22 protein-coding genes are annotated in these 26,908 nt (G+C 48.6%); 15 read left to right on the forward strand and 7 right to left on the reverse strand.

Annotated features, from left to right (window positions below; all coding sequences use genetic code 11):
* Positions 1–84 precede the first annotated feature (84 nt).
* Positions 85–1,281, reverse strand: a complete 1,197-nt coding sequence (locus H6F90_RS04395; protein ID WP_190550567.1) for a class I SAM-dependent methyltransferase — start codon at positions 1,279–1,281, stop codon at positions 85–87.
* A 641-nt stretch (positions 1,282–1,922) separates the two neighbouring features.
* Here H6F90_RS04395 and H6F90_RS04400 point away from each other — a divergent pair.
* From H6F90_RS04400 to H6F90_RS04430, 8 genes are all read left to right on the forward strand, one after another.
* Positions 1,923–5,318 carry a phycobilisome rod-core linker polypeptide gene (locus H6F90_RS04400; RefSeq protein WP_190550569.1) on the forward strand — a complete coding sequence of 1,132 codons (3,396 nt, stop codon included), beginning with the start codon at positions 1,923–1,925 and terminating at the stop codon, positions 5,316–5,318.
* Positions 5,319–5,738: 420 nt separating this feature from the next.
* Positions 5,739–6,224, forward strand: coding sequence for an allophycocyanin subunit alpha (apcA, locus tag H6F90_RS04405; RefSeq protein WP_190431701.1), 486 nt, complete (start codon positions 5,739–5,741; stop codon positions 6,222–6,224).
* Positions 6,225–6,290: 66 nt separating this feature from the next.
* The gene (gene apcB, locus H6F90_RS04410; protein ID WP_190431699.1) at positions 6,291–6,776 is read left to right on the forward strand and encodes an allophycocyanin subunit beta; all 486 of its coding nucleotides are present in this window, start codon (positions 6,291–6,293) and stop codon (positions 6,774–6,776) included.
* A 149-nt stretch (positions 6,777–6,925) separates the two neighbouring features.
* On the forward strand, positions 6,926–7,057 hold the full coding sequence (locus H6F90_RS31030) for a hypothetical protein (protein ID WP_255524960.1): 132 nt from the start codon (positions 6,926–6,928) through the stop codon (positions 7,055–7,057).
* Between the two features lie 191 nt (positions 7,058–7,248).
* Positions 7,249–7,452, forward strand: coding sequence for a phycobilisome linker polypeptide (locus tag H6F90_RS04415; RefSeq protein WP_190431698.1), 204 nt, complete (start codon positions 7,249–7,251; stop codon positions 7,450–7,452).
* A 151-nt stretch (positions 7,453–7,603) separates the two neighbouring features.
* Positions 7,604–8,776 carry an FtsW/RodA/SpoVE family cell cycle protein gene (locus H6F90_RS04420; protein WP_190431696.1) on the forward strand — a complete coding sequence of 391 codons (1,173 nt, stop codon included), beginning with the start codon at positions 7,604–7,606 and terminating at the stop codon, positions 8,774–8,776.
* 110 nt (positions 8,777–8,886) lie between these two features.
* The gene (locus tag H6F90_RS04425) at positions 8,887–9,630 is read left to right on the forward strand and encodes a cytochrome c biogenesis protein CcdA (protein ID WP_190550571.1); all 744 of its coding nucleotides are present in this window, start codon (positions 8,887–8,889) and stop codon (positions 9,628–9,630) included.
* Positions 9,631–9,632: 2 nt separating this feature from the next.
* Entirely contained in the window at positions 9,633–11,048 is a 1,416-nt protein-coding gene (locus H6F90_RS04430; protein WP_190550573.1) for a cytochrome c biogenesis protein, read from the forward strand.
* A 63-nt stretch (positions 11,049–11,111) separates the two neighbouring features.
* Here the strand turns inward: H6F90_RS04430 and queF are convergent, their stop codons facing one another.
* Complete coding sequence (queF, locus tag H6F90_RS04435; RefSeq protein WP_190431692.1) at positions 11,112–11,552, reverse strand: preQ(1) synthase; 441 nt, start codon at positions 11,550–11,552, stop codon at positions 11,112–11,114.
* 178 nt (positions 11,553–11,730) lie between these two features.
* On the opposite strand from queF, the gene H6F90_RS04440 reads away from it, so the two are divergent.
* Both H6F90_RS04440 and H6F90_RS04445 read left to right on the forward strand, forming a co-directional pair.
* The gene (locus tag H6F90_RS04440; protein WP_199295710.1) at positions 11,731–12,315 is read left to right on the forward strand and encodes a hypothetical protein; all 585 of its coding nucleotides are present in this window, start codon (positions 11,731–11,733) and stop codon (positions 12,313–12,315) included.
* Between the two features lie 245 nt (positions 12,316–12,560).
* A complete protein-coding gene (locus tag H6F90_RS04445; protein ID WP_190431690.1) occupies positions 12,561–12,899 on the forward strand; it encodes a P-II family nitrogen regulator in 339 nt (112 codons plus the stop codon).
* A 110-nt stretch (positions 12,900–13,009) separates the two neighbouring features.
* On the opposite strand, the gene rdgB is transcribed toward H6F90_RS04445, so the two are convergent.
* The 3 genes from rdgB to H6F90_RS04460 all read right to left on the reverse strand — a co-directional run bounded on the left by rdgB (position 13,010) and on the right by H6F90_RS04460 (position 16,941).
* Positions 13,010–13,588: an RdgB/HAM1 family non-canonical purine NTP pyrophosphatase gene (rdgB, locus tag H6F90_RS04450; protein WP_190550576.1), complete on the reverse strand. Its 579-nt coding sequence runs from the start codon at positions 13,586–13,588 to the stop codon at positions 13,010–13,012.
* 68 nt (positions 13,589–13,656) lie between these two features.
* Positions 13,657–15,111, reverse strand: a complete 1,455-nt coding sequence (locus tag H6F90_RS04455) for a phosphoglucomutase/phosphomannomutase family protein (RefSeq protein WP_190550578.1) — start codon at positions 15,109–15,111, stop codon at positions 13,657–13,659.
* Positions 15,112–15,192: 81 nt separating this feature from the next.
* On the reverse strand, positions 15,193–16,941 hold the full coding sequence (locus H6F90_RS04460) for a diguanylate cyclase (protein ID WP_190550580.1): 1,749 nt from the start codon (positions 16,939–16,941) through the stop codon (positions 15,193–15,195).
* A 606-nt stretch (positions 16,942–17,547) separates the two neighbouring features.
* Between H6F90_RS04460 and H6F90_RS04465 the strand changes: the two genes are divergently transcribed.
* Positions 17,548–19,605 carry a GAF domain-containing protein gene (locus tag H6F90_RS04465; protein WP_190550582.1) on the forward strand — a complete coding sequence of 686 codons (2,058 nt, stop codon included), beginning with the start codon at positions 17,548–17,550 and terminating at the stop codon, positions 19,603–19,605.
* 17 nt (positions 19,606–19,622) lie between these two features.
* Here H6F90_RS04465 and H6F90_RS04470 read toward each other — a convergent pair whose 3' ends face one another.
* The gene (locus tag H6F90_RS04470; protein WP_190550584.1) at positions 19,623–20,174 is read right to left on the reverse strand and encodes a hypothetical protein; all 552 of its coding nucleotides are present in this window, start codon (positions 20,172–20,174) and stop codon (positions 19,623–19,625) included.
* Between the two features lie 641 nt (positions 20,175–20,815).
* Between H6F90_RS04470 and H6F90_RS04475 the strand changes: the two genes are divergently transcribed.
* Entirely contained in the window at positions 20,816–21,847 is a 1,032-nt protein-coding gene (locus H6F90_RS04475; RefSeq protein ID WP_190550586.1) for a permease, read from the forward strand.
* Positions 21,837–22,643: a TIGR03943 family protein gene (locus H6F90_RS04480; protein ID WP_190550588.1), complete on the forward strand. Its 807-nt coding sequence runs from the start codon at positions 21,837–21,839 to the stop codon at positions 22,641–22,643. Before H6F90_RS04475 ends, H6F90_RS04480 begins: the two co-directional genes overlap by 11 nt.
* Positions 22,644–22,677: 34 nt before the next feature.
* Here H6F90_RS04480 and H6F90_RS04485 read toward each other — a convergent pair whose 3' ends face one another.
* Complete coding sequence (locus H6F90_RS04485; protein WP_190550590.1) at positions 22,678–23,262, reverse strand: 2OG-Fe(II) oxygenase; 585 nt, start codon at positions 23,260–23,262, stop codon at positions 22,678–22,680.
* A gap of 52 nt (positions 23,263–23,314) precedes the next feature.
* On the opposite strand from H6F90_RS04485, the gene H6F90_RS04490 reads away from it, so the two are divergent.
* Positions 23,315–24,826 (forward strand): Ig-like domain-containing protein, encoded by a 1,512-nt coding sequence (locus H6F90_RS04490; RefSeq protein ID WP_190550592.1) that lies wholly within the window; start codon positions 23,315–23,317, stop codon positions 24,824–24,826.
* A gap of 68 nt (positions 24,827–24,894) precedes the next feature.
* On the forward strand, positions 24,895–26,625 hold the full coding sequence (locus H6F90_RS04495) for a pentapeptide repeat-containing protein (RefSeq protein ID WP_190550594.1): 1,731 nt from the start codon (positions 24,895–24,897) through the stop codon (positions 26,623–26,625).
* The last annotated feature ends 283 nt before the right edge of the window (positions 26,626–26,908 follow it).

The raw sequence follows: 26,908 nt of genomic DNA on the forward strand, positions 1-26,908 counted from the left end.
ACTAAGACAAGGAATTCTAGATAATCTGCCTGACTGACGCTCATTCGAGCCGAAATGGCCAAATGCTTATGACTGCGCTATCGATTAACCTGGAATGAGCAAAATTAACTGCTGATCAACCAGCGATCGCACTTGGTCCACTTCTAATGGTAGCTCGGCCAAAATCTCTTGAACGGTGCGCTGCTGGCTTGTGTTGGCATCGCAAGCTTGAATAAATTCAAACTCTGCTGCCGATAAATTTGTAATTTGATAGTCGTAGTTAAACAAGCATTGGCTGGGCCAGCCATCCATACAGGGGCTACGTTCTGGAATCGCAGCCAGTAACGCAGCATCCTGCGACCAATCGGCTTTCGATAGGGGGGGGCGGGCCAAGAAAAATTCGTAGTGGGTGACTGATTCAGGATCGAGCAGTTCGATCAGGCGATACTTTTCGCGATCGCTCAGTCCTTCAGCTCGTTCAACTAAGTCTGGTGCTTTGCCGAGTAATCGCTCTAGCTGCCATTGCCGAGGATTGGAGAAGCCCAAAAATTCCAATCCGGAAGCATCAATCAACTCAAACAAAGTTTCGATGTTGTAGTCCACCTCTTGCGGATGCACGTACATATCCGCAAAACACTCATCTTTCTGGTTTTCTAGAGACCAGCGCTCTTGCTCTCGCTTCACCAGCCGATTGTTTTCGGGTAGCGCCGCAAAAATCTGCCGACCCACCTGCACCCCATCTTTGTAATCACCTTGGCGATCGCCTTGCAGCAGCGCGATCGCTTTTTGCATTAGTTGAATTTCCCAACGTCCCAATTCAGCGTAGACGAATATATGCATCAAACCGCCGGGAGCGAGTTTAGGAGCCAATGCTTGAATGCCACGAATCGGGTCAGGCAAATGGTGCAGTACGCCCACACAGTTGATCAGGTCAAATTCTCCCGGAACTTGAGCCACGTCATAAATGCTGAGGTGATGAAATTCCACGCGATCGGCTCCAGATCGCTGACAGCGTTCTTTGGCAACGGCTAGCGTCCCAGCGCTGAGATCAATCCCAACCACTTGAGCTTGTGGATTCAAATGCACTAAATATTCGGTGCCTACGCCAGAGCCACAGCCTGCGTCCAAAATCCGTACATTTTGCTTTTGAGGTTTTTGCCCAGTACAAAAGTTGTAGGCTGCCACCCAGTTCCAGCGCCAGTTGTAGCCCGGAGGTGGTTCATCCAGCAGTGGTTCTGGGGGAAATGGGTAAGTATCGTAGAGTTTGGCAACCGCAGCGCTAACCGTTTGAGAATCTGACATGATGAGCAAAATCGCAGCAAGATTGAGTTTAGCGAATGTCTTGGCGTTGTTACAGGGGTGAGGAGTTAGAGGTGAGTAGTCAGAAGTCAGGAGCCAGAATTTTAGAAGTTAGAAGTTGAGAGCCAAAAGAGCTAAAAAACAAAAACCAGTTTTTCTAACTCCTGACTCCTAACTCTCGCCTTCTATATATCGCCCTCTGTCACGTAAAGAAACATTAAGTTTCCCCTTCTAATTGCTGAGATAGCTGTTTTCAATTCAGTTGCGATCGCCTCTCATATTTCCAAAATCGCAAAACGGTTGAATGCCTTATGGGGTCAGAGGAATTTGTCACGAGTGACTAAAACCAAAGTAACAAAACTTATCTTTTTTCTCAGGTGTCTTACCTAGATCTCGTATGATCGCACCGTAAACCTATCAACAGGACTCTACACACTTTTTAATAAAGCCCTGTGGAGCGTCCGAAACGTTTTAATCTAAAAACTGAGCTGGTTGACCCTAGGCAGTCGTTTTATTAACTTTTTCCAGAAGCCTTGTTCTTTTGTTGAATGAACCTCGTAGAGAATCGGCTTGTGGATGGTTGCCAAGTGGCACTCTGGTCAGGTTCAACGCATTAATGATCTGAAGGGAGCTTTTGAAATCCAATGAGTGTTAAGGCAAGTGGTGGAAGCTCGGTTGCGCGCCCGCAACTTTATCAAACCGTACCAGTTGCAACAATTTCGCAAGCTGAACAGCAAGACCGCTTTTTAGGCACGACCGAGTTGGGCGAGCTAACAAGCTATTTCAACTCTGGACTCAAACGCCTCGAAATTGCAGAAACGTTAACTCAAAATTCAGAAATTATCGTTTCTCGCGCCGCCAACCGCATTTTCGTCGGTGGTTCACCGATGGCTTACCTGGAGAAGCCTAGGGAAACCGCGATGGCGACTGCTGGCGGCATGGAAGTTGGTGATGTTCGAGAAGCTATGAAGCTGGGTACCGCGACTTATGTATCTAGCGGTGGTGGCTTCTTAGAGGGATTGCGATCGCTATTTAGCGCTTCTGGTGGTGGCCCAGCCCCAGCAAACTTTAGGCCCATTAACGTCGCCCGTTATGGCCCTAGCAATATGCAAAAGTCTCTCAGAGACTTGAGCTGGTTCCTACGCTATGTGACCTACGCGATCGTCGCTGGCGACCCCAACATCATTGCAGTCAACACCCGTGGCTTGCGAGAAATCATCGAGAATGCTTGCTCTGGTGAAGCAACCATTGTGGCGTTGCAAGAAATGCGCCAAGCAGCCCTGGGTTACTTCCGCAAAGATGAGAACGGAACCAATGTTGTCAGTCAGTACTTCGATGTCTTAATCAACGAATTTAAGGCTCCTAGCCCCTCTGACAAAATCCGTCAACGCCAATCTGGTGATTTGCAAGGGCTACAACTGCCTCAGATCTACTTCAATGCTGCTGAGCGTAGACCCAAGTATGCAATGAAGCCGGGTCTTTCTGCTTCTGAGAAACAAGAAATTGTTAAAGCAGCTTATCGCCAAGTATTTGAGCGTGATATTACCCGCGCTTACTCGTTATCCATTTCTGACCTAGAGTCCAAGGTTAAGAATGGCGACATTTCCATGAGGGAATTTGTTCGCCGCTTGGGTAAATCACCTCTATATCGCAAAAACTTTTTTGAACCCTATATCAATAGCCGCGCTCTAGAACTAGCATTCCGCCACTTCCTCGGTCGGGGTCCTAGCAGTCGCGAAGAAGTACAGAATTACTTCTCTATCGTTTCCAAGGGTGGTTTGTCGGCTCTCGTCGATGCCTTAGTAGACTCTCAGGAGTACTCTGACTACTTTGGGGAAGAAACCGTACCCTACCTACGCGGTTTGGGTCAGGAAGCTCAAGAGTGTCGTAACTGGGGACCCCAGCAAGACCTGTTTAACTACAGCGCTCCCTTCCGCAAGGTGCCTCAGTTCCTTACAACCTTTGCAGGGTACGATCGCCCACTACCTGACCAACACCCTTACGGCTCTGGTAACGATCCCCTCGAAATCCAATTCGGTGCCATCTTCCCGAAAGAGACTCGCAACCCCAGCGCTAGTCCCGCTCCTTTCGGTAAAGATACTCGCCGGATCTTAATCAACCGTGGTCCTGGCATCAACAACCAGCTCAGCAACCCAGCCGCAAGAGGAATTGCCCCTGGAACTTTAGGGCCCAAGGTATTCAAGCTGGATCAACTGCCCAGCTTTAGTGGCAAGCGCTACGACAAAAACGCCAGCGTCAAGTTTGCTGAAAGCTCGACTCAGAAAGTCATTCGCGCTGCTTACTTACAAGTGTTTGGTCGCGATGTGTACGAAGGCCAACGCCTCAAAGTCTCGGAGATCAAGCTGGAAAATGGCGAGATTACAGTCCGGGAGTTTGTCCGTCAGTTGGCGAAGTCTGATCTCTTCCGCAAGCTTTACTGGACCTCACTCTACGTCACCAAGGCGATCGAGTACATTCATCGCCGCTTGCTAGGTCGTCCTACTTACGGTCGTCAAGAAACCAACAAGTACTTCGATATCTGCGCCAAGAAAGGCTTCTATGCTCTGGTCGATGCCATCCTCGACAGCCCAGAGTACAGCGAAGCTTTTGGGGAAGATACCATTCCTTACGAGCGCTATGTTACCCCTGGTGGCTTAGCTCTTCGTTCTGTGCGGGTTGGCAGCATTGGTGAAACTGGCGCGAGAGTTCAAACTGATGAAGCGCCAAGATTTGTGGAACTGGGCGAAGTTAAGCAAGTCCGGACAGAACCCGATCTGCAATTCCGCATTAACCAAGGCGTCAACAAGCAACGCGAACAGACGAAAGTCTTTAAGCTCACCACCACCACCGATAAAACAGCTCTACCAGTTGTGATTCGTGCCGCTTATCGGCAAATCTTCGAGCGTGACATTGAGCCGTACATTCTACAGAACGAATTCACCGCTCTAGAAAGCAAACTTGGTAACGGCGAGATCAACCTTAAGGAATTTATTGAAGCCTTAGGTGGTTCCAGACTGTATATCAAAGAGTTCTACACTCCCTACCCCAACACCAAGGTAATCGAGTTAGGAACGAAGCACTTCTTAGGCCGCGCTCCTAAGGACCAAGCCGAAATTCGGAAGTATAACCAGCTCTTGGCATCTGAAGGAATTCGGGGCTTTGTTGGGGCAATGGTCAACAGCGCTGAGTATGGGCAGCTCTTTGGTGAAGACACGGTGCCCTACCGCCGCTTCCCCACTTTGCCTGCTGCTAACTTCCCCAACACTGAAAAGCTCTACAACCAACTCACGAAACAAAACGATAATTTGGTTGTACCCAGCTTTGAGCCAGTCAAGTCCCGCATGGACATCACCAAAATGCCGTTGATGTCTAAGAGCATGGCTGATTTGGCTACCAAAGCTCGTCAGATGGACAAAACTCAGCCTCTATTCCTAGAGTTGGGTCGCTCCTTCAGTAATGGATCGGGCCAATCTGTAGAAGTAGGCGTGGGTACATCTCGCCGCAAACCCGCCCGGATTTACCGCATGAATCCTGGTATGGACCAAACGGAAACAGCCAACGTCATTAATGCCATCTACTGCCAAGTGTTGGATGTCTTTAGCGGCCAAGTTCCGGCAGAATTCCGTCGCTCTGAGTTAGAAAGCAAACTGCGGAACAGCGAAATTCCTGTGCGGGAGTTTGTTCGAGCTTTAGCTAGCTCTGACATCTACCGTCGTCGTTTCTACACGCCCTATCCCAATACGAAGGTGATTGAGTTCCTCTTCCGTCACATCCTGGGACGCGCCCCAGCGACTCAAGCGGAGATTCGTCAGTACAACAAGTTGTTGGCTGACCAAGGTCTCAAGGGTGCGGTAGAAGCGATGATCGATAGCCCAGAATATGCGCGTTACTTTGGTGAAGATGTAGTGCCTTACAAGCGCTTCCCCACTCTTCCTGCGGGTAACTACTTGGGTAGCATCAAGGCGGATGCTGACTTGGTGAAGCAATCCTGGTCTGATTTGTCTCCTTCCTACCTAGGCGGACGTTCTCGCAACGTTTAGTCGCTCTAGCGAGTCGGTAGGTACACTCCGAGGATTTTTCTAACCTACTCACATATAAATGGGTAGGTTAGAAGCTCTCATTTACTGAATAACGACTCATAAATCTACCTAGCGGGCATTGGCGATTTCTCGATCCCAATGGCTCGCTATTTCTGCTGTGTATCTGTGAGAGATGATTGATAGGCTGCGTAATATTCCTAAGGGGAAAGCTGAGGGTAATATTACAAACTATTACGAACAACCTTAGAATGTGAACCTGATGCCGCAAAATATTTGCGGAAGGCAGATTGTTGAGTTGCAGAAATTTGCTGATTGCCAAATCCTGCTAGGGCAACTTTGCAAGTAAGCACTCAGCCGTCTTGAATTACAAATGCCAGTTTAGACACGTCTGGTTACTTTTTCTTTTGGAGGAATCCATCAATGAGTATTGTCACGAAATCCATCGTGAATGCTGATGCTGAAGCTCGCTACCTCAGCCCTGGCGAACTAGATCGGATCAAGAGCTTTGTGACCTCTGGTGAGCGTCGTCTCCGCATCGCTCAAGTTTTGACCGATTCTCGTGAGCGCATCGTTAAGCAAGCTGGCGACCAACTGTTCCAAAAGCGCCCTGATGTTGTTTCTCCTGGTGGAAACGCTTACGGCGAAGAGCTGACCGCTACCTGCCTGCGTGACCTCGACTACTACCTCCGTCTAGTAACCTACGGAATCGTTTCTGGCGATGTGACCCCCATCGAAGAAATCGGTATCGTTGGTGTTCGTGAGATGTACAAGTCTCTGGGTACTCCCGTGGATGGCGTTGCTGAAGGTATCCGCGGCCTGAAGAACGTTGCTACTTCTCTGTTGTCTGGTGAAGACGCTGCTGAAGCTGGCTCCTACTTCGACTACGTGATCGGTGCAATGCAGTAAGGTTTTGACCTTGCCTACGCACAGTCAAATACTTTTCGAGATTACGTGATTTAAGGAAGCAAAACCATGCAAGACGCAATTACTGCTGTTATTAACTCTTCTGACGTTCAAGGTAAGTACCTAGACACCGCTTCTTTGGAAAAGCTCAAGGGCTACTTCCAATCTGGTGAACTGCGCGTTCGTGCAGCTACCACCATCAGCGCTAACGCAGCTGCAATCGTGAAGGAAGCTGTTGCTAAGTCCTTGTTGTACTCTGATATCACCCGTCCCGGTGGTAACATGTACACCACTCGTCGCTATGCTGCTTGCATCCGCGACCTCGACTACTACCTCCGCTATGCAACCTACGCAATGCTAGCTGGCGATCCTTCCATCCTTGATGAGCGCGTGCTCAATGGCTTGAAGGAAACCTACAACTCCTTGGGTGTACCCATCGCTGCTACTGTACAAGCTATCCAAGCAATCAAAGAAGTGACTGCTAGCTTGGTTGGTGCAGATGCTGGTAAGGAAATGGGTGTTTACCTCGACTACATCTCCTCTGGCTTGAGCTAATCGCTAGATTCTGAGTTCTGAGTGCTGAGTTAGCTTTAATTCAAACTCAAAGCTCAACCCCTTCTGTAAGGTCTGGGAAGTCTAGAGTGAGTGCTAGCTTGTTAAAGACTTGTCTAACTCATAAGTAGATTGGTTTTAGCGGTCTAGTATTGACTCTTGACTCCCAGCCTTCAGCATATTTAGAGGATTTTTGGGGTCTTGCGATCGCCCCTCTATATCGAGAAGCTTTGATTTTTATTCGCTATTACATTCGTGATTTAAGCGATCGCATCACGTTTTAGCTGCTATAGCGCCTCTAGCAACGTCGCAACTGACTCAGTAAGCATTCTTCGGACCTCAGCAGACTCTTAGATGCCACCTTCACAGCGACAATTTGGTTTCTCAGAAGTTGGTGCTACATCTCTAAGATTCTGAACTTGAAATTCTTTGATCTCCAAACTTTAACTCTGCACCTAGTCAGGAGAAATAACCCATGCGCATGTTTAAGGTTACGGCTTGTGTTCCTAGCCAAACCCGGATTCGCACCCAGCGGGAACTACAGAACACCTATTTCACGAAGCTAGTTCCCTACGAGAACTGGTTTCGTGAGCAGCAACGCATCATGAAAATGGGCGGCAAGATCGTTAAAGTTGAGTTGGCAACTGGCAGACCCGGAACCAACACTGGCCTCCTCTAAATCATTCAGCAACGCCTACCAAGGCTCTCACTCTTTATCGACTTGGAATACAAGCCTTGAGGCCGTGATGGCCTCTTTTTTATTGCCTATATTTCTTCTACTACCTGCGCTACTCTTAACAGATACTCTTTGATTGCACACCACGGCTGCTGTGAATCTTCGCTATCTAATCCCATTTTTTGACACGTCTGCACAGAGTTGGAGCTTAGAGGCTCGTCTCCTGCGGTGGCTAACTTTCCTATGGTTGATGGTTGGGCTAGCAGCTTTATTTTCTGCTTCTTACCCGGTTGCAGATGCAGATTTTGGCGATGGGCTTTACTACTTTAAACGCCAGATTCTATGGATTTTAGTTGGCTTGGTAGGATTTAACCTACTAGTGCATTCTCCACTGCGCTATGCCCTGGGTATGGCGCATTGGTTTGTTGTGTTGATATTGGGTCTCATTTTTGCGACTTTGGTGCCGGGTTTAGGCACAACTGTGAATGGTGCAACGCGTTGGCTGGCCTTGGGGCCTGTACCAATACAACCATCAGAGTTAATGAAGCCATTCTTGGTTCTGCAAAGTGCTCGGTTGTTTGGGCAATGGAACCGTTTTAGCCCAACTTACCGATGGAGCTGGCTAGCTATTTTTGCCGCTATATTGGCGGGCATTTTGTTGCAACCTAATTTGAGCACGACAGCGCTGTGTGGCATTACCCTTTGGTTAATCGCGATGGCAGCGGGTATTCCCTACGCTTACCTAGGAGGGACTGCGTTAGGAGGACTGCTTTTAGCCACACTGAGTATCAGCATTAAAGAGTATCAACGGCGACGAGTCATTTCTTTCTTGAATCCTTGGGCTGACCCTGCTCAAGATGGTTACCAGTTGATTCAAAGTTTATTGGCTGTTGGTTCTGGAGGAGTTTGGGGAACAGGCTTTGGGTTGTCGCAGCAGAAACTCTTTTACTTGCCGATTCAGTACACAGATTTTATTTTTGCGGTGTTTGCTGAAGAATTTGGCTTTATGGGTAGCTTGCTGTTGTTGTTGCTTCTGGCAATCTACGGCACGTTGGGTCTGTTTGTTGCCCTGAAAGCCCGCAAGATTGTCCATCAACTGGTCGCGATCGGAGCGGTGATCTTAATGGTGGGGCAATCCCTCTTAAACATCGGGGTGGCAACGGGCGCTCTACCCACGACAGGATTACCGTTTCCGTTGTTTAGCTACGGCGGTAGTTCTATGATCGCTAGCCTATTAGCGGCGGGGTTATTAATTCGGGTAGCGCGTGAAAGTAGTGAGGCGGAAGTTGTCTCGCTGCCAGAACAGCGACTTTCGGCTAGAAGCTAATTGAACAGTGCATTGAGCCATCACTCACATAATCTCTGGCCTTTAGCTCAAGGAAACCTCGATAATAAGATCATGAGGATAGCGTTTGAGCGAACTGAGCCAGCTTCAGCATGATTGAATTATTGCGGACCCAACTGTACCAACTAGAACAATTTGCCAACCGTCTCGTTTCGACGCAGTTGACCCATCTGACGGTGACGAGTATTGTAGTCATTTTTCTAGCTGGGCTCCTGACTAGTTTGACTCCCTGCATGCTGTCAATGCTGCCGATTACCATTGGGTACATCGGAGGTTACGAAGCCAAAAGCCGTTGGCAGGCAGCTCTGCAATCGACTTGGTTTTCCCTAGGATTAGCTACCACGTTGGCAGGTTTGGGCATTGCCGCAACCGCTCTCGGTCAAGTTTATGGCCAAATTGGTCTTGGCTTACCTATCGTTGTCAGTGCGATCGCCATCATTATGGGGCTGAATCTTCTAGAAGCCCTGCCGCTCCAACTACCTTCATTTGATGGATTTGCACTAATTCCTTCAGATTTACCGCCTGGTGTCCGCGCCTATCTCTTGGGCTTAACCTTTGGTTTGGTGGCTTCTCCTTGTAGCACTCCAGTGCTCGCTACTTTACTAGGATGGGTATCTACTACTCACAATCCCGTAATGGGAGGTGTGCTGCTGTTAGCTTATACAGTGGGTTATTCAGCCCCGCTAATTTTGGCAGGCACCTTCACAGCTTCAATCAAAAAGTTACTGGAACTCCGCCGCTGGTCTAGTTGGATCACCCCTGCCAGTGGAGCCTTACTGGTTGGATTTGGAGTTTTTTCGCTGCTATTCCGTTTTCTGCCCACCGCAACCTTTTAGAAATGACTACAGACAATACATTTCTATCCAAAATTTTGGATTTAAGGACTGGTCCTCAACGCTTTTTTCAAAAAGAATTGCTGCCGCTGCTAGCAGATTTGCGGTTGGCCATTGTGCTGCTCTTAGCGATCGCGGTGGCGAGTATTTCCGGTACTGTAATTGAGCAAGGCCAATCGAGCGCTTTTTATCAAGCGAACTATCCCGAAGACCCAGCTTTGTTTGGCTTTCTCTCTTGGAAAGTGCTGTTAACGGTAGGGTTGGATCATGTCTACCGGACTTGGTGGTTTTTGGCGATCCTTATTTTGTTTGGGGGCAGTCTGACCGCTTGTACGTTTACTCGCCAATTTCCGGCGCTGAAAGCGGCACGACAATGGAAATTTTATGAGCAGCCCCGCCAGTTTCAAAAGTTAGCGCTCAGCGCGGAGTTGGAAACTGGCTCTTTAGAAGCTTTAGTTCCTCTTTTAGAAAGGCAACGCTACAAAGTTTTTCAAGAGGGAGAAAAGCTGTATGCCCGCAAAGGCTTAGTGGGACGCATCGGGCCGATTGTGGTGCATGCCAGCATGTTGCTGATCTTGGGGGGGGCTATTTGGGGAGCTATGACTGGCTTTATGGCTCAAGAAATGATTCCCAGTGGAGCCACGTTTAAAATTCAAAACATTGTCGATGCGGGGCCTTGGGCGGGGGCACAGGTGCCGAAAGATTGGTCAGTTCGGGTGAATCGTTTCTGGATTGACTATACGCCTGAGGGCGCGATTGATCAGTTTTATTCAGACTTGTCGGTGCTGGATAGTCAAGGACAGGAAATTAAGCGTAAGACGATTCATGTGAACGAGCCATTGCGGCACAAAGGCGTGACTTTGTATCAGGCGGATTGGGCGATCGCCGCCGCTCAAGTCCGACTCAACAAAAGTCCGGTATTTCGCTTACCCATGGGTAAGCTAGAAACAGGCGGTGCAGGCCGTATTTGGGGAACTTGGGTGCCCACTAAACCAGATCTAAGCGCTGGCGTGTCCCTTGTAGCTAAAGATTTACAAGGCATGCTGCTGATCTACGACATTCAAGGCAAGCTTGTTGCCACTGTTCGCTCTGGCATGGCGGTCGATGTGAATGGCGTCACGCTGTCTGTGGTGGATTTAATTGGCAGTACAGGTTTGCAAATCAAGGCTGACCCAGGAATTCCTGCGGTCTACGCTGGGTTTGGGCTGCTAATGTTGAGCGTCATGATGAGCTATGTCTCTCACTCGCAAGTTTGGGCTTTGCAGAAAGAGGGACGCTTCTATGTCGGTGGCAGAACTAATCGGGCGCAAGTTGCCTTTGAGCGGGAGTTGCTAGAAATTCTCGATCGCCTGAGTCAACCTACCTCTGCACCTGCTAAGCCTGCGATCGCTGCTGAAGCCCTCACCCCATCAGCCCGCTAAAAATTCGGACATTAGTTGATATGCGGTAGGGGCAACCACAAGGGTTGCCCTCATTGTCTAACTTCAATGATCCTTTTGGTGATGCACTTCCACTACGGTGTGGACATTACCGCGGGGATTAAAGTCACCTTTAACTCTGATCTCTAGAGGGTCAGCAGCGGCGACGAAATCATCCAAAATTTGGTTGATCGATTCTTCGTGGGAAATATAGCGATCGCGATAGCTATTGATGTACAGCTTCAGCGCTTTTAGCTCTACCACGCGCTGATCAGGTACATAGGTAATGTGAATCGTAGCGAAATCAGGATATCCCGAAAACGGACACTTGCAGGTAAATTCTGGCAAGGTGATGCTGACATCGTAACGTCGTCCCAGCCGAGGATTGGGAAAAGTGATCAGTTGTCCTTCAGCGATTTGCCGTTCTCCGTACTTCACCTGAGATGCAGATTCAGCGATCGCATCAGGCTCAGATACCATATCTGGAGAGGCTGGAGAGTGATTCATAGTCATGCAAAGACAAACGTTGACGAATGGATGGATCTGAGTTTGCGGGCTGAATTTGCAGATTTGTAGCGAATTCCTTGACGAATCGCTGTTAGATTGCTCTAATTTCATCTATTCTGGGGCATAGATCAATCGACTAATTGACCGACGCTGCCCTGTAGGATTTCAGCTCAACCCTATGACATCCCATCTCAATACTAAGCCACCAATGCGCAACGTTACGGCCTCTAGTTACACTGGGCAAGCTACAGCTAATGGTTATGCTCCCTCGGTGCCTATTTCGGTATACCGCGAGTTGGCTGCCGAGCTGCAAGCCACCCGCGCCATGCTCGACTCCCTTAACAATCAGAATCAAAATTTAGCCAAGCAAAATCAACAACTACGGACAGAAGTTGACAAAGTTGTTCAGTCTGCTTTGCAGCTACAAAAGGTAGCGGGTTCCCAGCAACCTCTCAGTCGCAGTGTTATGGCTGAAGTAGCGTATACCAGACCCGATATTGTGGTTGAGTCGGGTTATTTCACCCCTGAACCTGCTCGATCCATGCCCCGGAGTTTTAATCCTCGGCCAGAGCCAGCCGAACCTACGGTGGTTCCAGAAAAGCTATTTACTGAGCAAGCAGAAACACGGCCTCGTCGTAGTCCCCAAGGGGAGCAATCACCCGAGTTGGGTGGTTTTTGGTTAGCAGCAGTCATCTTTCTGATTGTTGTCTCAGCGTTTGGGGCAGGCTTCTTGATTGTGCGTCCTTTTTTACCTAGCCGTTAACTAGATAGTGGTAGGTAGCTATGTATTGCAGCTGCTTCAATTCGCCTCAGTGATAAATAGGCCTGACTAATTCTCTAGTCAGACGATAAAATTTGTTGACAACGTCAAGTCTTATAAAGTACAGCTAAGTACTGCGATGCCTGCCCAAACAAATGTATTTTTTGATACAAAAGTATGGGTTTGAGCGGTGATAGAAAGTGTCATGCTGGTCAATTGGTAGAAAAACGGTCTGAGGAGTTAAGCACTTGAAAAAAGTTGAAGCTATTATTCGGCCCTTTAAGCTGGACGAAGTCAAAATTGCTTTAGTGAATGCTGGCATTGTTGGCATGACTGTCTCTGAAGTCCGAGGCTTTGGACGACAGAAGGGGCAAACTGAGCGCTATCGCGGTTCCGAGTACACGGTTGAGTTTTTGCAAAAGCTCAAAGTGGAAATTGTGATTGAGGACGACCAGGTTGACATGGTGGTCGAGAAGATCATCACCGCTGCTCGGACGGGTGAAATTGGGGACGGCAAAATCTTTATTTCACCAGTGGAACAAATCATCCGCATTCGGACTGGGGAAAAGAACCTCGAAGCAATCTGAGCACGGCTGGCAATCGGCTTCCTCAGGGCATTAAAGTTTAAGGTTCACCTCAGAAGGTGAACCTTATTTTTGTCTATAACATTTAGAAGCAGCCTATTGCTTTGGGCAACTCAGTCTGCTTTCAGCGATCGCAGTTGTGGAATTAAAGCTGCGATGGCTTGACCGCGATGGCTGAGCGATCGCTTCACCTCTGGGGTCATTTCCGCAAAGGTGAGGTGCTTTTCTGGCACGTAAAACACTGGATCATAGCCAAATCCACCCGTACCGCGAGGAGCATGCAGAATTTCTCCCCGACACACCCCTTCTGATTGCAGGGCGATCGAACCATCTGGGCGGGCGACGACGACGACACAGACAAACTGAGCTTGGCGATTGAGTTCACTGCCGAGTTCAATCAGCAACCGCTCTATGCGTTCTGGATCGGTTTGGCCATAGCGGGCCGAGTAAACGCCGGGTGCGCCTTCTAGGGCTTCCACTTCCAAACCGGAGTCATCCGCGATCGCCCATTCTCCCGTAGCTTGAGCAATTTGCGCTGCTTTCAGAGAAGCGTTGGCGAGAAAGGTGTCCCCAGTTTCTTCCACGTCGAGTTCGGCTGGTTTGAGCTGCAAATCCCAATTGGAACCAGCCAGATATTCTTGCATTTCCCGCAGCTTGCCAGGATTGCCAGTAGCAACAATCAGGGGTCTCATGATAATAAGTCAGGCAGAAACAACAATTCTCCCCTTCCCTGATAGAGAAGGGGTTGGGGGTTAGGTCATTAAAAGGAGTTGGCCCAGTTTTTGGCCCAAGCAAGAGTTTCATGAACTTGGGCGAGGGTTGCGGCTTCACAGTAGAGGCGGAGGACAGGTTCGGTGCCGCTAAAGCGAATCATGAGCCATCGCTGATCAGCTAAGCGAAACTTGTAGCCGTCGGCAGTATTGCAATCAATCACAGCTTGTCCGGCAATTTCAGTCAAGGGGTAATTTTGTAGCTGCTCTAGCAACTGCGATCGCACAGCCATACTTGCTAAGGGCAAGTCGATGCGATCGTAAGCAGAGGTGAAGTTAGTTTTTTCCTGTAACTGGCGGTAGAAATCTGCCAGATCCAACCCAGACTGAGCGATCGCCTCTAGAACGTACAGAGCAGATAGGAGGGCATCTCGTTCGGGAATGTGATGTCCATAGCCGATACCACCCGATTCTTCGCCGCCCAGCAACACTTGTGCTTCCATCATGCGATCGGCAATGTATTTGTAGCCCACCGCTGTTTCAAATACAGGCAGGTTATACAGAGCCGCCACTTTGGGGATGAGGTCGGAGCCGCTGACTGTTTTGACGATTTCGCCTTTGAAGCCCCGACGAGCAGTCAGATGATCAATCAAAATCGGAATCAGCACTTGAGAGCTGAGGAAGTTGCCTTGGCCATCAACCGCAGCAATGCGATCGCTATCTCCATCAAAAACCAATCCAACCGCCAGATTTGAATTAGCAGCTCGGTGAGTTTTGATTTGTTGAAAAAGCTTGTCGAGGTAGCGCGGTAGCGGTTCGGGTGCGCCGCCTTCAAAGAGCGGATCGCGATCGCTGTTGAGTTCGTGAATCGGCATGCCCAAAATCTGGGCCAAGCCACCCGCTGCGGCTCCATGCATCACGTCCGCAAAAACAGTTAGGTTGCCTTGGGCGATCGCATTTTGAATCAGAGCAATATCGACTTTTTGGCGAATCGCTTCGCAGTAGCTCGGCCAAGGATCAAAGCTTTGGATAGTGCCAGGCGAATTAGTAGTTGTAGCGGGTGGCGTTGCTAGCAAGGCTTCAATTTGCTTGGTGACTTCTGGAGATACTGAGCCTCCAAACGCTCCTTTGACTTTTAAGCCAGAGTAGCTACCCGGATTATGGCTGGCTGTTATCACCAAGGCTCCCAGAGCATTTTCTTGCTTGGCGGCCCAACTAAAGGCAGGCGTAGGCGCGTAGGTGTTGGTTAGCAAGACATCGAAGCCTGCGGATTGCACTGCTTCGGCAGTCGTACGAGCAAACTCTTCCGATAAGAAGCGGCGATCGTGCCCCACAATAATCGTGCGGCTACCCGTCGCCCCATACACATGAGCTAGAACCTGAGCTGCAATCGGTGCCACAAGTGCCAAACGCTCAAATGTAAAGTCTGCGGCAATTACACCTCGCCAACCGTCTGTACCAAATTTGATTGAGTCGGTTGCTGGCACAGAGGAAGGGTGAACCATGCTCAAATTCGCCTCCAAAGACACTCTCGCGATCGCTGTTTCTTTAAACTGCTCAACTCTAGCATTTGCACTTACGGATGTCTAAAGCACGATGGCGCGATCGCGACCTTGACGCTTCGCCTCATACAAAGCTCGGTCAGCTCGCTGTACCGTATCCCAAGCATCTTGATCGCTAGTTGGATCTTGCTGAGCCACGCCAAAACTAGCACTAATTTCCAACGGTCCAATCGTGGTCTCGAAAGCGGTGGAGCGAATCGCCAGCCGCAACCGCTCAGCGACTTCAAAGGCTCTGTCTATCGTCACATCCATTAGCAGAATGACAAACTCTTCACCCCCATACCGATAAGCGGATGTGCCAAACCGTAGCTGTTTTTGCAGTCGTTGGGCCAAGCTGTACAACACCTCATCCCCCACTAAGTGACCATAAGAGTCGTTGATCAACTTGAAGTAGTCGATATCACACACAATCACACTGAAGGGCGGCTGCAAGCTCCACTGGGCAGGAGCACTGAGTTGAGCCAGCTCCCGCTCTAGCGATCGCCGATTTAGCAATTGCGTCAACTCATCATGGATAACTTCCAGTTGTAAGGAATTATTTTGCAAGCGTAGAGTTTCCTGCTTAAACCAAAGGCTTTGATAGTGCTGGGCATTGGTCAAAGCTACCGCAGCCTGGTCTGCTACCTGTCGAATCGTCTGGAGTTCATCTAGCTCGTAAACTCTTTCCTTTTCGTAAGACAACAGCAGGACCGCCCCAAAAAACTCATCTTGGACAAACAGCGGCACAATTAAAGCAGCAAACGCTTGAATTTCACGTAACCAATTTAATAGCGGGTCAGACTCCTGTTGGCTCAGTTCTAACTCCAGATAGGAAGCCGCACCTTGGAGAAACATCTCAACTGTGTCCTGCCATAGATCACGGGCGATATGGCGATTCTCTAGCGGCTGAAAGCAGCGCTCTGGATGGTCCCAAGCAGCCAAGATGTGGACTGGATCGCCTCGCAGATCTACTAAAATGCAGCGATCGCTGTTCAACCCTTGGCCCAACTCCGCCACAATGCATTCCACAATTTCATTGGGGTTGAGGCTGGAGTTCAGCAACCGTACAATTCGACCCACCAGGGCCGCCTGTTGCCGCGATTGTTCAAGACGCTCCCGCCAGTGCAGCGCATTCAGCGCCAATACTACCTGGCTGCAAATCACTTCTAGCGTTTCAACTTCCTCAACCATCCATGCTTGAGCGGCTGCAACCGTAGGCTGAGGGGTAGGCGCTTTAGGGTTAAAGTAAGTGCGCAAAAATGGCTTACGCCTTGTCTCTACAGCAGGTAAATGTGTAGCAGCTTGCGGTAAATGGCGCTGCAATTGCAGGACAAAGCGGAGGCGATCGCCATTCCAAGCAGGCACAATCAAGCTTTCCCCAAACAGTCTAGCGGCGTGTGAGAGGTGCTGTTGATCTAACAACCATTGAGGTGACTTTGACAGATAGCAAATCTGAATCTTTGACTCCGAGGCTGGCGGAGCAGTTAAAATCAGTCCGGGAGTCTCGGCTAGAGTGGGAATTAAACTCAGCTCCTGTTTCAAGCTTTGCAAAGCTCGATCTGTGCCATAGACTTGAATGCCCTCAGCTACTTCAGGGTCAAACCCTGTCCAGAGTAGACACTCAACTTGATGCTCAGCGGCGATCGCTTCTACAATCTGTTGTAATAGGGAGTTTGCTGAGGCGAGATTAATGACTGCTGCTTCTACCAAAGGGTAGATGGATTTCCAATTAGGCTGCCTGAATCTTGATTGAAGCATTTGAGGATCACTAACTTGTACCGTTGCAGCACCCATAAACTTCTATCTTAAGAACTGGAACCTGTTCTTAGGAACTAGCTTAAGGATTGGAATATCTAAAAAAAATTCTTGATTAAAGCCTAAAAAGTAATTACTTTTAGATCCTTATAAATTCCCAAAACTTAAGCAAAAGCGATAGAATTTTTTCCATAGGGCAGACTCTTTAGCTTTCCGGTTATTCCATTTAGCGATTGGTTTTAGATCTCGGGTGCGTCTAATTTGCCGATGAACTAGCTAGACTGGATAAAGGCAAGCTCTTTGTAAGAGTGAATCTGTTCTTTATGCATCTCCACCAGCATCTCCACTAGATATCGCCTCAATTTACTTAAGTAAAAATACAGAGAGTTAGCACAAGCAGCGCTCGCCTCTTGTGATTTTGAACACCACAGACCTCTTCTGTCCTACGACAGATGTAGGACGAAAATTTATTTTGATTAGATTGATCTAATTTTAATAATTTGAGCAACCAATACGCTATTTCAGCGTCTATTGCTTTGTTTAGAAGAACTAGTAAAACATTTAATTCCTTAAAAGCCTGCTTTTAGTCAAATTTATTCATTCGTTGTTTACAAGACCTAAAGCCGCAAAAGCAGTTGAGAATTTATGTCCTCTGAAGTCAATAGCTCTCCTCTTCATTCACATTGTCAAGCATTTTCTCTGGAGAATAATGGGACACATCCTGCTGAAGGTGAGCTATTGGAGCTAGAACTATATAAACGTCAGCGCCATCAAAACTTAACGCAACAACTACAGCAGCAAGTTCAACTCTCTAAGCTGATTAATCAAATTAGTAATGAAATTCGCAGCACTTTAGATTTAGAAGAAATCTTAAATTCTGCTTGTCGTTTACTAGGCCAAGCCCTGAAATGTAGCAGAGCTAGTATTTTAGTCGTTGAGCCAGATGAGGAAGATAGTCTGACAACGATGGGGGAGTATAACCAAGGCGACTATCCCTCTCAACTCGGCAGCAAAATCCCCTTCAGAGATAATCCTCACTTACAAGCCTTGATTGCCCAGCCTAGAGCTTTAGCAGTCACTCGCTTTCTAGAGTTTCCAGGCTTAACCGAGCAAATTAGGGAAGTGGCTCAGGGCTTACAAATTCGCTCCATGATGGCTTTGGCAACTCGTTACCAAGGCAAGGTCAACGGCATTATTGGGCTGCATCAGTGCGATCGCGAGCGAGAATGGACGCCTTGGGAAATGGAACTGCTGGAAGGCGTTGGCAGTCAGTTGGCGATCGCCATCAATCAAGCTTGGCTATATAGTGAAACCCGGCGACAGGTGGAGCAGGAATCTCTCCTGCGCTTAGTCACGAATCAAATTCGCAGCACTTTGGACTTACAGACCATCCTGCAGACAGTAGTGCGAGAAGTGCGGCACTTACTTGACACCGATCGGGTGGTAATCTACCAGTTTTTGGATGCCAACTGGCAAGGCGAAGTCGTTGTAGAGGAAGTCATTAGCCCTTGGATATCGGCATTGGGCCAACTGAGCCAAGACAACTGCTTCTCGGCCAAATATGCCCAGCAATATCAGGGAGGCCGCGTTCGTGCTATCCACAACATTTTTCAAGCTGGTTTAGACCCTTGCCATGTCAGATTTTTGGAGCGATTACAGGTCAAGGCCAATTTGATTGTTCCCATCGTTATTCGCTCAAAGTTATGGGGGCTCTTAATTGCGCAGGAGTGTGGCGCACCTAGGGTTTGGCAAGCTTGGGAAACCGAATTATTACAGAAATTAGCTGACCAAGTCGCAATCGCGATTCAGCAAGCTCAACTGTATACTCAAGTACAAACAGCCGCAGCTCAGTCGCAAGCTCAGGCCGAAACGCTCAAAGCGACGCTAGAAGAACTGCAAACCACACAAATGCAGTTGCTTCAGAGTGAAAAGCTATCTAGCTTAGGACAAATGGTGGCGGGAGTTGCTCATGAAATTAACAACGCCATCACCTTTATTCATGCCAATCTGCCCTATGCCCAACGCTATACCACTGCCTTAAATCAAGCGATCGCCCTTTACGAAGACTGTTGTCCCAATCCTCCAGAGGCGATCGCAGAGTTGATTGCTGAGCAAGAGCTTGGTTATGTGCGGGAGGACTTCCCTAAGCTCATTAGTTCTATGGAGGAAGGTACCAAGCGCATTCGAGAGATTGTTTTAACTCTGCGTAATTTTTCCAGATTAGATGAAGCAGAGCGCAAGTCTGTTGACCTGCATGAGGGCATTGAAAGCACTCTCCTAATCTTGCAGCATCGGGTTAAAACAGGCGTCAAAATTGACAAGCTCTATGGCGAGCTCCCCTTGGTAGAGTGCCATGCAGGACAAATTAATCAAGTCTTCCTCAATCTCTTGGCCAATGCTTTAGATGCCGCTGGGGAAAAAGCAAATATCACCATTCAGACTTGGCATGAAGGCGATCGCGTAGTTGTCTCAATTCGAGATGATGGCCCAGGAATTCCTCTAGAGTTACAGGAGCGCATCTTTGACCCCTTCTTCACGACTAAAGAAGTGGGCAAAGGAACAGGATTAGGACTGTCAATTTGCTATCAAATTGTGGTTAAAGGGCACAAGGGTCGTCTGCAATGTTGCAGTCAACCTGGAGCGGGTGCCGAATTTCGAATAGTATTACCTGTTTCTGCTTGCCAGTCTACGGCTACTCACTAGCCTTAACTCCAAGGCAGTTAAGGCTGGCTAAAGAAAAAATTGTCCAACGTGAAAGGGGCATCAGATTCAAACAGGATGCTCGCAATTCCTGGGGTTTGTAATTGCAGCGGCTGTTGGGGGAGGGGCGCTAGTTCCGCTTGGCCATCGGCCCACAAGTATCGGTAAGAGCCAATACTCACACGCTCCAAGACGACACCATTACTATCTAGAGCCGTAAGGGTAACTGGCCGAGTGCCGCTGACCAAAGCTTGCACGATTGCGACAGGTCGGCAAAACTGAGCCTGAATGCCAGCTTGAAACGTGGAAGGCATCAAAACTAAGCAGCCTGAACTGGGTACAAAGATCGGATTAGAGGGCCGAATCGCGATCGCACCCCAAAACTGAACTCCTAAAGTAGAATACTGATTTTCTACCCGCTCAAACTCCACTAAATCTTCAAAATCAAGTTGCGTTGGTCCTAGTCTTAAAGGGGTAACTTCAGCAGCGGTAGCCCGAACTAAATGATGTCTGCTTGTGGGTGGTGCAAGGGGCTGAGACAACTCGGTGTGTGACTTCAGGAAGGAGAACATAAGTATTTTAAATTTTTGATGCACTACCTGGGCTCTACAGTTAACTTACGGAGAATTCCGTAAGCAGACTAGACAAGCTGTGTCAGTTCCTTGATTGGTCTGACAAAGACAGGCTCTCCGTGACGGCTCAACGGTAGCAAGGTAGTTTTGGAATTAGTTAGATCGCTACTGGAATCGCCTGATTCAATAAATATTTAACTCAACTAAGTTAAATTCGTTACCCTAATACACCCTGAAAATAAGTATTATTTCTGATCAAAATTCAAGTAGCTATTTCTCTGACTTATTACTACCACATGCTTCTTACTAGCTTTCCTTTTTTCATAAACTTTGACAATCTTTCACAAGTGGTAAAGTAGCTACTTCGGTCTTACTTAGGACATAGCTTTTGGCGATCGTTAGCGGCACCGGATCTAAGCAAGACATTTTTGTGCTTACTTCTCTTACTATTCCCAGCCTGCTGCCTTTTCTAGTGTGACAATTGACAGATTGTCTAAATGGCTGCTTTAAAGCTCGTTTCTTCCCGATCCTCTTTTAGCACCTGTGCATTTACTGATCGTGAGATACTCAACTCAATTCCTAAACGATTCCGATAAAATGACTGGGATCACGCTCTTCAATCTGAGGAGTGAACGAGGCGCATGGATCTAAACCAATTGAACAGTGCTTTTACGCTGTTCTTAAGCTTGTTAGTCGAGGCTATTCCCTTTCTGATATTGGGAGTACTATTCTCTGGCTTGCTGTTGTTCTTTGTGGATGAGCGCAAACTGATCAAAGTTTTGCCTAAAAATCCTCTATTGGGAGCTTTTGCGGGCAGTTGTGTAGGTTTCTTGTTTCCAGTTTGCGAGTGCGGCAACGTCCCAGTCGCTCGACGCTTACTTATGCAGGGGGCTCCTGCTCCAGTGGCGATCGGTTTTTTGCTCGCAGCTCCGACCATTAACCCCATCGTGTTTTGGTCAACTTGGATTGCTTTTCGCGACCAACCAGAGATTGTGTTTTTGCGAGTGGGTCTGTCCTTAGCGATCGCGACCATCATTGGCTGGGTCTTTAGCGCTCAAGCCGATCTACGACCTTTATTACAGCCTGCGGTAGCCAGGGCTATGCCAGTACCGCGCGAGCCCAAAGAAAGCCAGGCGGAGAGTGGGGTTTCGCCTTTGTTACAATCAGGGACTTTTTTGCTGGGTCAAATCGGTCAACCGATCCGCATAGACACCACCGAGTTGCAGGCATCAATGGTCGCAGCAGCCACCATGCGTAAGCCTTTACCAGATCGCTTGTATTTGTTGTTGGAAAATACGGTGCAAGAACTGCGAGAGTTAGGCGGAGTCTTAATTCTAGGCAGTGCGATCGCAGCTCTTATTCAAGTGTTTGTGCCGCGAGAGGTGGTCTTGGGATTAGGCCAAGGTCCCGTTACCTCCATTATTGCCATGATGCTGATGGCGGGTTTGGTCTCCATTTGCTCTACAGTAGATTCGTTTTTCGCTCTGTCCTTTGCTTCTGCATTTACTAGTGGCTCTTTGTTAGCCTTTCTGGTTTTTGGACCCATGATTGACCTGAAAGGTCTGGGTCTGATGCTGTCTATTTTTCAGGCTAGAGCTGTCATTTACCTCTTTGCTTTGGCTGCGCAGTTAACCTTTTTGTTTACCCTCTTCATTAACTTGCATGTCAGTTGAGTCTACTTCTGGCCGCCGTCCCCGCAGTGGTGAGCAACGTCGCCGCTTATTTTCCCCCTGGCTCGACGTAGTGGCGATTAGTGCTTGGGGCATTTTGCTGCTCAAGTACTGGCTCACCGGAAAACTCAGTCTGCTAATTCATCCCAACTACACTTGGCTAGCGATCGCTGGTGGCATTGGTTTGCTGTTGATTGGCGGCGGCAAAGCCCTGACGCTTTTACCCCAATCATTTCAGCGGCGCAATGCAGCGATTCCAGTCCAAACCACTCAGCACCTGTCACTCTTTCCACCGGGTTGGAGTAGTACCTTGTTGCTGTTCACCGCTATCTTGGGTTTTGTCGTCACACCCCGCGCTTTCGCCAGCCAGACTGCTATCCAACGCGGAGTCGGGGATGCAATTACTTTAACCAGGGCTCAACCTCAGGCTTTTCGAGCCTCTAGTAACTCTGAATCGCGATCGCTGATTGAATGGGTGCGCACGCTTAACGTGTATCCAGAACCAGATGCTTACACGGGCCAAAAGGTAAAAGTCCAAGGCTTTGTCATCCATGCACCGGAACTGCCAGAGCAGTATTTTCTGCTATCTCGCTTTGTCATTACCTGCTGTGCTGCTGATGCGTATCCAGTCAGTTTGCCAGTGAAGCTAAAAGAAAGCCGCAAAGATTACCCAGTGGACACCTGGCTAGAAATCGAAGGGCAGATGATCACAGAAGATCTCGCTGGAAAACGTCAACTAACAATTCAGCCTAAATCGATTAAGAAAATCCCAGAACCTAAGAATCCGTACGACTACTAAACAAAAATCAGTACAAGCTGGATTCAAGCCTGAGCTAGTGGAAAAGCCAAGTTGTGAAGGAATATTTTTCTCCTTGTGTGACTGGCAAGGACTGATGGGGATGCGTGTAGTAAGACGGAAATACCAAAACGTTGCCAGTTTCAGGCTTTACTTTTAGGTTTTGGCGATCGAAAAACGTTTCTCCGCCTTCAAAGTCCTCATTGAGATAGCCCACAATACTGATATCGCGAGTTGGCACGCCTTGAGCTACTTCCTCAAAGCGATCGCTCAGCAATAAGTTATCGACATGGCGCTTGTAGTACTGACCTGGTTGATAGCGCAAAATTGAGCAAGCTTCCGCGTGAGGGAAGGCAACATCATAATGTTGCAGTAATAGTTGTTGAACTACAGCGATTCGAGCCAGCAAAAGTTGATGAGTAGAGTGCAACAACGAATCTGGGCTATCTAGGGACAGCAGATCATTACTGCGAATCTGGGCATTCACCGTTGCCACTTCGATTCCTGCCGCTTGAAACTGATGGCAGTTCACCACCTCTAAAATGTGTTTGCAGATGCTGGCATCCAGCAAGCCCCGGACCACAAAGATGTCGGCTCCTAAGGGTGTTAAAGTGTAATCCACGAATCACTATCCCGCAATCGACGCGATCGCTACATTTTAGCAACGAGCTTTTATGCAGAAGGCGAACTCCACCGCACCTCTCAAGCCATTTCCCCAACCTCTCGACCGCGTGGCGATCGCGCTGATGCTCGTGCTGGCGATCCTGATCGTCTTACTCCTGTGGAGTGGCGATCGCTCCGCCCCCAAAGTTCGGGAGTTTAACTGGCAAAACAAGCAAATTGGGGCAGAGGATACAGCTTTTATTCTCACCTTCAGCCGCCCCATGGAGCAGGCCAGTGTAGAAAAGAACTTGAAACTAGAGCCGCCTCTCCCTGGCAAAATTAGTTGGGCAGGTCGCCGCATGGCCTACACCTTAACCATGCCAGCCCCTTACGGCACCAAGTACCAAGTTCAGTTGCAGGATGCTCAAGACCGTTTTACCGCAGAAGGTACAAATCGAGCGTCAATTCAACCATTTTTAGGCCAGTTTCGGACTCGCGATCGCGCCTTTGCTTACATCGGCGTGGAAGGAGAAGAGGAAGGACGGTTGATTCTCTACAACCTATCGCAACAGCAGAAGCGAGTCCTGACCTCAAAAAATCTGGTAGTGATGGACTTCAAAGCTTATCCAGAAGGCGATCGGATTTTATTTGCAGCGACTGATCGGCAGGCAAATCGTCAAGGAACCCTCGATCAAAAACTGTATACCGTCACGACGGGGATGCATTTCGCCTCTCCTGGTAAACCGATCCGAGAACCCGCCAAGGCAGGTCAGCTCCAGCTCGTCCTCGATAGCAAGGAGTACCAGAACCTTAAGTTTGACCTCTCCCCAGACGGCCAAACCATCGTGATTCAGCGAGTCAACCAACGCAATCCTGGTGACTTTGGGCTCTGGCTTCTCAAGGAAGGAGCAGCCCCTCAACCGCTCAAAACCCAGCCCGGTGGTGACTTCTTAATCACACCGGATAGTAGTGCTTTAGCTTTTGCGCAAGGACAGGGATTAGCGATTCTACCGTTACAACCCCAAGCCGATCCTTTAGATTTTCTACCCAAATTCGGCATGGTCTTGAGCTTTACTCAGGACGGTTCGGCGGCGGCAATGGTGAAATTCAACACCAACTACACCAAATCACTCTTTTTAGTCACCAACCAAGGCATTCAAAAAGAGGTGCTAAAAACTGAAGGGTCTATTTTGAGCGCTCAGTTTGATCCCACCAAGCAAGTCCTCTACAGCCTAATTACGGAACTAATCCCAGGTAACGAATACCGAGAACGGCCTTTTTTGGTGGCGATCAACCTAAAAACTGCTGAGGCAAAACCCTTGTTGCGATTGCCCGATGACCAACGAGACATCCAAATGAACTTATCTCCTGATGGCTTGGGCTTCCTGTTTGACCAAACCATTGCAGCCGCTAAGGAAACCAACGCTGAAACCAATTCTCTCCGCACTGATGACGGCAAAGCGATCGCGACGAGTCGGCTCTGGCTACTGCCTGTCACCCCTCCTAGTCCAACTGAAGCCCCAGCGCAAATGCAACCGGAACAACTCCCCCTGGCTGGACTTCACCCCCGTTGGCTGCCATAACTAAACATGGCATTAGTTTGGCCTCGCTTCCTAATCTGTAATGATGGAGTGAAAGTCAGCGCAAGTACATGCAAGTACAGGAGCTCATCAGTCGATATCAACAAGGAGAGCGTGACTTCGCCCACGTTGACCTTAGTGGTGCCACGCTGAGTGGTATTAACCTCCAAGACGTAGATTTAACTGGAGCCAATCTTGCAGGCGCAAACCTGAGTTGGGCCTTGTTAAACCGAGCAAACCTGACCGGAGCTTGTTTACGACGTGCAGACCTCAGAAGTGCAGGCCTAAGCAGCAGCACCTTAACTGAGGCAGTTTTGAGCGGAGCTAACCTAAGCAAGGTTGACTTACGGCTGGCCCAGCTTCAAGCCGCTGACCTGAATTGGGCAACCTTGCAAGAAGGTGATTTGAGTGGCGCTGATCTGAGTCGGGCCAAGCTCGATCAAATTAATCTTGAAAAAGCTAAATTAAATGGCACTCAGTTTGTGGCAGCCGAATTAATGGAAGCCAACCTGCGGCGGGCTAGCTTAATTAGTGCCAACCTCAGCCAAGCCAATCTCCGAGAAGCCCATTTAGAGGAAGCCAATCTGCGGGAGGCTAAATTAGTTGGCACCAACTTAATTGAAGCTAACCTGAGTGGTGCTTGTTTGCGGCAGGCAGATTTGAGTCAGGCAGATATGCACCGCGTTACCCTCGTTGGTGCTGACTTGAGCGAAGCGGTACTAAACAGTGCGGATCTCAGTCGAGCTAACCTCAGTGGTGCTTATCTCCTCAAAACCAGTTGCAAGAAAACCTATTTACTGCGAGCGAGCTTACAAGATGTCTATCTTTTACAGGCTGATTTAACCGAGGCAAACTTACGAGGTGCTGACCTGCGTCGTGCTGATCTCAGTGGAGCTTACTTGAATGAGGCGACTCTAAGTGAAGCAGACTTAAGCGATGCTTACTTACTAGAGAGCCATCTAATCCGGGCTAACTTGGACGGAGCTCAACTCACAGGGTGCTGCATCTATAACTGGCACATTGCAGAATCAGATCTAGCCAAGGTAGAGTGCCGCTACATTTTTACCCAGTTTAACTACACTACCAAAAGTCCAACCGAGCGTTATCCTACTAACCGCGACTTTGAACCCGGAGAATTAGCTCGTCAGTATCAAGGTGGCGATGCCATTGTCGAAGTGGTTTGGCAGGAAATACCGCACTGGGAAGCCTTAATTTTCACCCTGGCTCAGGTAGAACTAGAGTGCCTTGATCTGCGCTTAACGATTCAGTCCTACGACTTAACAGACAACGGCTATTTACTGAAGCTCACAACCGATCGCTCGGTAAACGGCAAAATCTTAGCTCAACGAATTTTGCAACTTTATCCTGAGCTTTTGCCGCGTGTACTGTCTCGGCGCTCGGAAATTTTAGGGTTGTTAGGTATAACTGCTCGACCTAGCACTTTAGAGGCTGCCGTCATCACCCCTCAGCCTCAAGCACAGCCATCCACAGTTGCCGCACCGGACAAAGACAAACGCTTGCGGCTCTACCAAGAGGTGGTGCGCCAGATTCAGCATATTTTAGTTTCACAGGCTCCCAGTCAGTTCGTGGGCAGTGTCGAGCACCTGTTGGATTACCTCAGGCATCAAGGCATTTCTACAGAAGAAATTCAAAAGAAACTGATTAGTCAGGTCATTGTCAAGCGGGCTCAGCAAGATAAAGCTTTTCTAGAGCACTTAAAGCACTGGGAACAAACAGCTAACGAATCAGCCCGATTGTCATCTGTAGGAGAAGCGGTACGGTTGGCGATCGCCTTGCTTTGAACCTAACGCCATCCAATTATTGCTTGCACAAATAAAATTTCTCTTAAATTTGACTCAGCTTAAGCATCCTTTTTTGTCAAGATTGCCTGACTGTCAACATCATGACTGATAATTACTAAGAGATAGAAAAGACTTAGGGTGCTAAAAGCAACAGAGGGTTGCAGATTGTTCAATCTATATCAACCCAAACTGAGCTTATGCCGTTTTGGCTCAGTTTTTTCAAAGAAGTGTTTGCGGATTATCTCATCTCTGTTTAATGTTTGATTCTTTTTGCGAGATGGGA

Origin of the sequence: Trichocoleus sp. FACHB-591 (assembly GCF_014695845.1) — a bacterium.
Lineage (GTDB): Bacteria > Cyanobacteriota > Cyanobacteriia > FACHB-46 > FACHB-46 > Trichocoleus.

Excerpts from the sequence above, each read along its gene's own strand:
- H6F90_RS04455 (WP_190550578.1), bottom strand. The coding sequence starts at position 15,111 with ATGGTTCACCCTTCCTCTGTGCCAGCAACCGACTCAATCAAATTTGGT.
- H6F90_RS04490 (WP_190550592.1), top strand. The coding sequence starts at position 23,315 with ATGCAGAAGGCGAACTCCACCGCACCTCTCAAGCCATTTCCCCAACCT.
- H6F90_RS04465 (WP_190550582.1), top strand. The coding sequence starts at position 17,548 with ATGTCCTCTGAAGTCAATAGCTCTCCTCTTCATTCACATTGTCAAGCA.
- queF (WP_190431692.1), bottom strand. The coding sequence starts at position 11,552 with ATGAATCACTCTCCAGCCTCTCCAGATATGGTATCTGAGCCTGATGCG.
- apcA (WP_190431701.1), top strand. The coding sequence starts at position 5,739 with ATGAGTATTGTCACGAAATCCATCGTGAATGCTGATGCTGAAGCTCGC.
- H6F90_RS04495 (WP_190550594.1), top strand. The coding sequence starts at position 24,895 with ATGCAAGTACAGGAGCTCATCAGTCGATATCAACAAGGAGAGCGTGAC.
- H6F90_RS04415 (WP_190431698.1), top strand. The coding sequence starts at position 7,249 with ATGCGCATGTTTAAGGTTACGGCTTGTGTTCCTAGCCAAACCCGGATT.
- H6F90_RS04395 (WP_190550567.1), bottom strand. The coding sequence starts at position 1,281 with ATGTCAGATTCTCAAACGGTTAGCGCTGCGGTTGCCAAACTCTACGAT.
- H6F90_RS04475 (WP_190550586.1), top strand. The coding sequence starts at position 20,816 with ATGGATCTAAACCAATTGAACAGTGCTTTTACGCTGTTCTTAAGCTTG.
- H6F90_RS04440 (WP_199295710.1), top strand. The coding sequence starts at position 11,731 with ATGACATCCCATCTCAATACTAAGCCACCAATGCGCAACGTTACGGCC.
- H6F90_RS04470 (WP_190550584.1), bottom strand. The coding sequence starts at position 20,174 with ATGTTCTCCTTCCTGAAGTCACACACCGAGTTGTCTCAGCCCCTTGCA.
- rdgB (WP_190550576.1), bottom strand. The coding sequence starts at position 13,588 with ATGAGACCCCTGATTGTTGCTACTGGCAATCCTGGCAAGCTGCGGGAA.
- H6F90_RS04430 (WP_190550573.1), top strand. The coding sequence starts at position 9,633 with ATGACTACAGACAATACATTTCTATCCAAAATTTTGGATTTAAGGACT.
- apcB (WP_190431699.1), top strand. The coding sequence starts at position 6,291 with ATGCAAGACGCAATTACTGCTGTTATTAACTCTTCTGACGTTCAAGGT.
- H6F90_RS04460 (WP_190550580.1), bottom strand. The coding sequence starts at position 16,941 with ATGGGTGCTGCAACGGTACAAGTTAGTGATCCTCAAATGCTTCAATCA.
- H6F90_RS04480 (WP_190550588.1), top strand. The coding sequence starts at position 21,837 with ATGTCAGTTGAGTCTACTTCTGGCCGCCGTCCCCGCAGTGGTGAGCAA.
- H6F90_RS04425 (WP_190550571.1), top strand. The coding sequence starts at position 8,887 with ATGATTGAATTATTGCGGACCCAACTGTACCAACTAGAACAATTTGCC.
- H6F90_RS04400 (WP_190550569.1), top strand. The coding sequence starts at position 1,923 with ATGAGTGTTAAGGCAAGTGGTGGAAGCTCGGTTGCGCGCCCGCAACTT.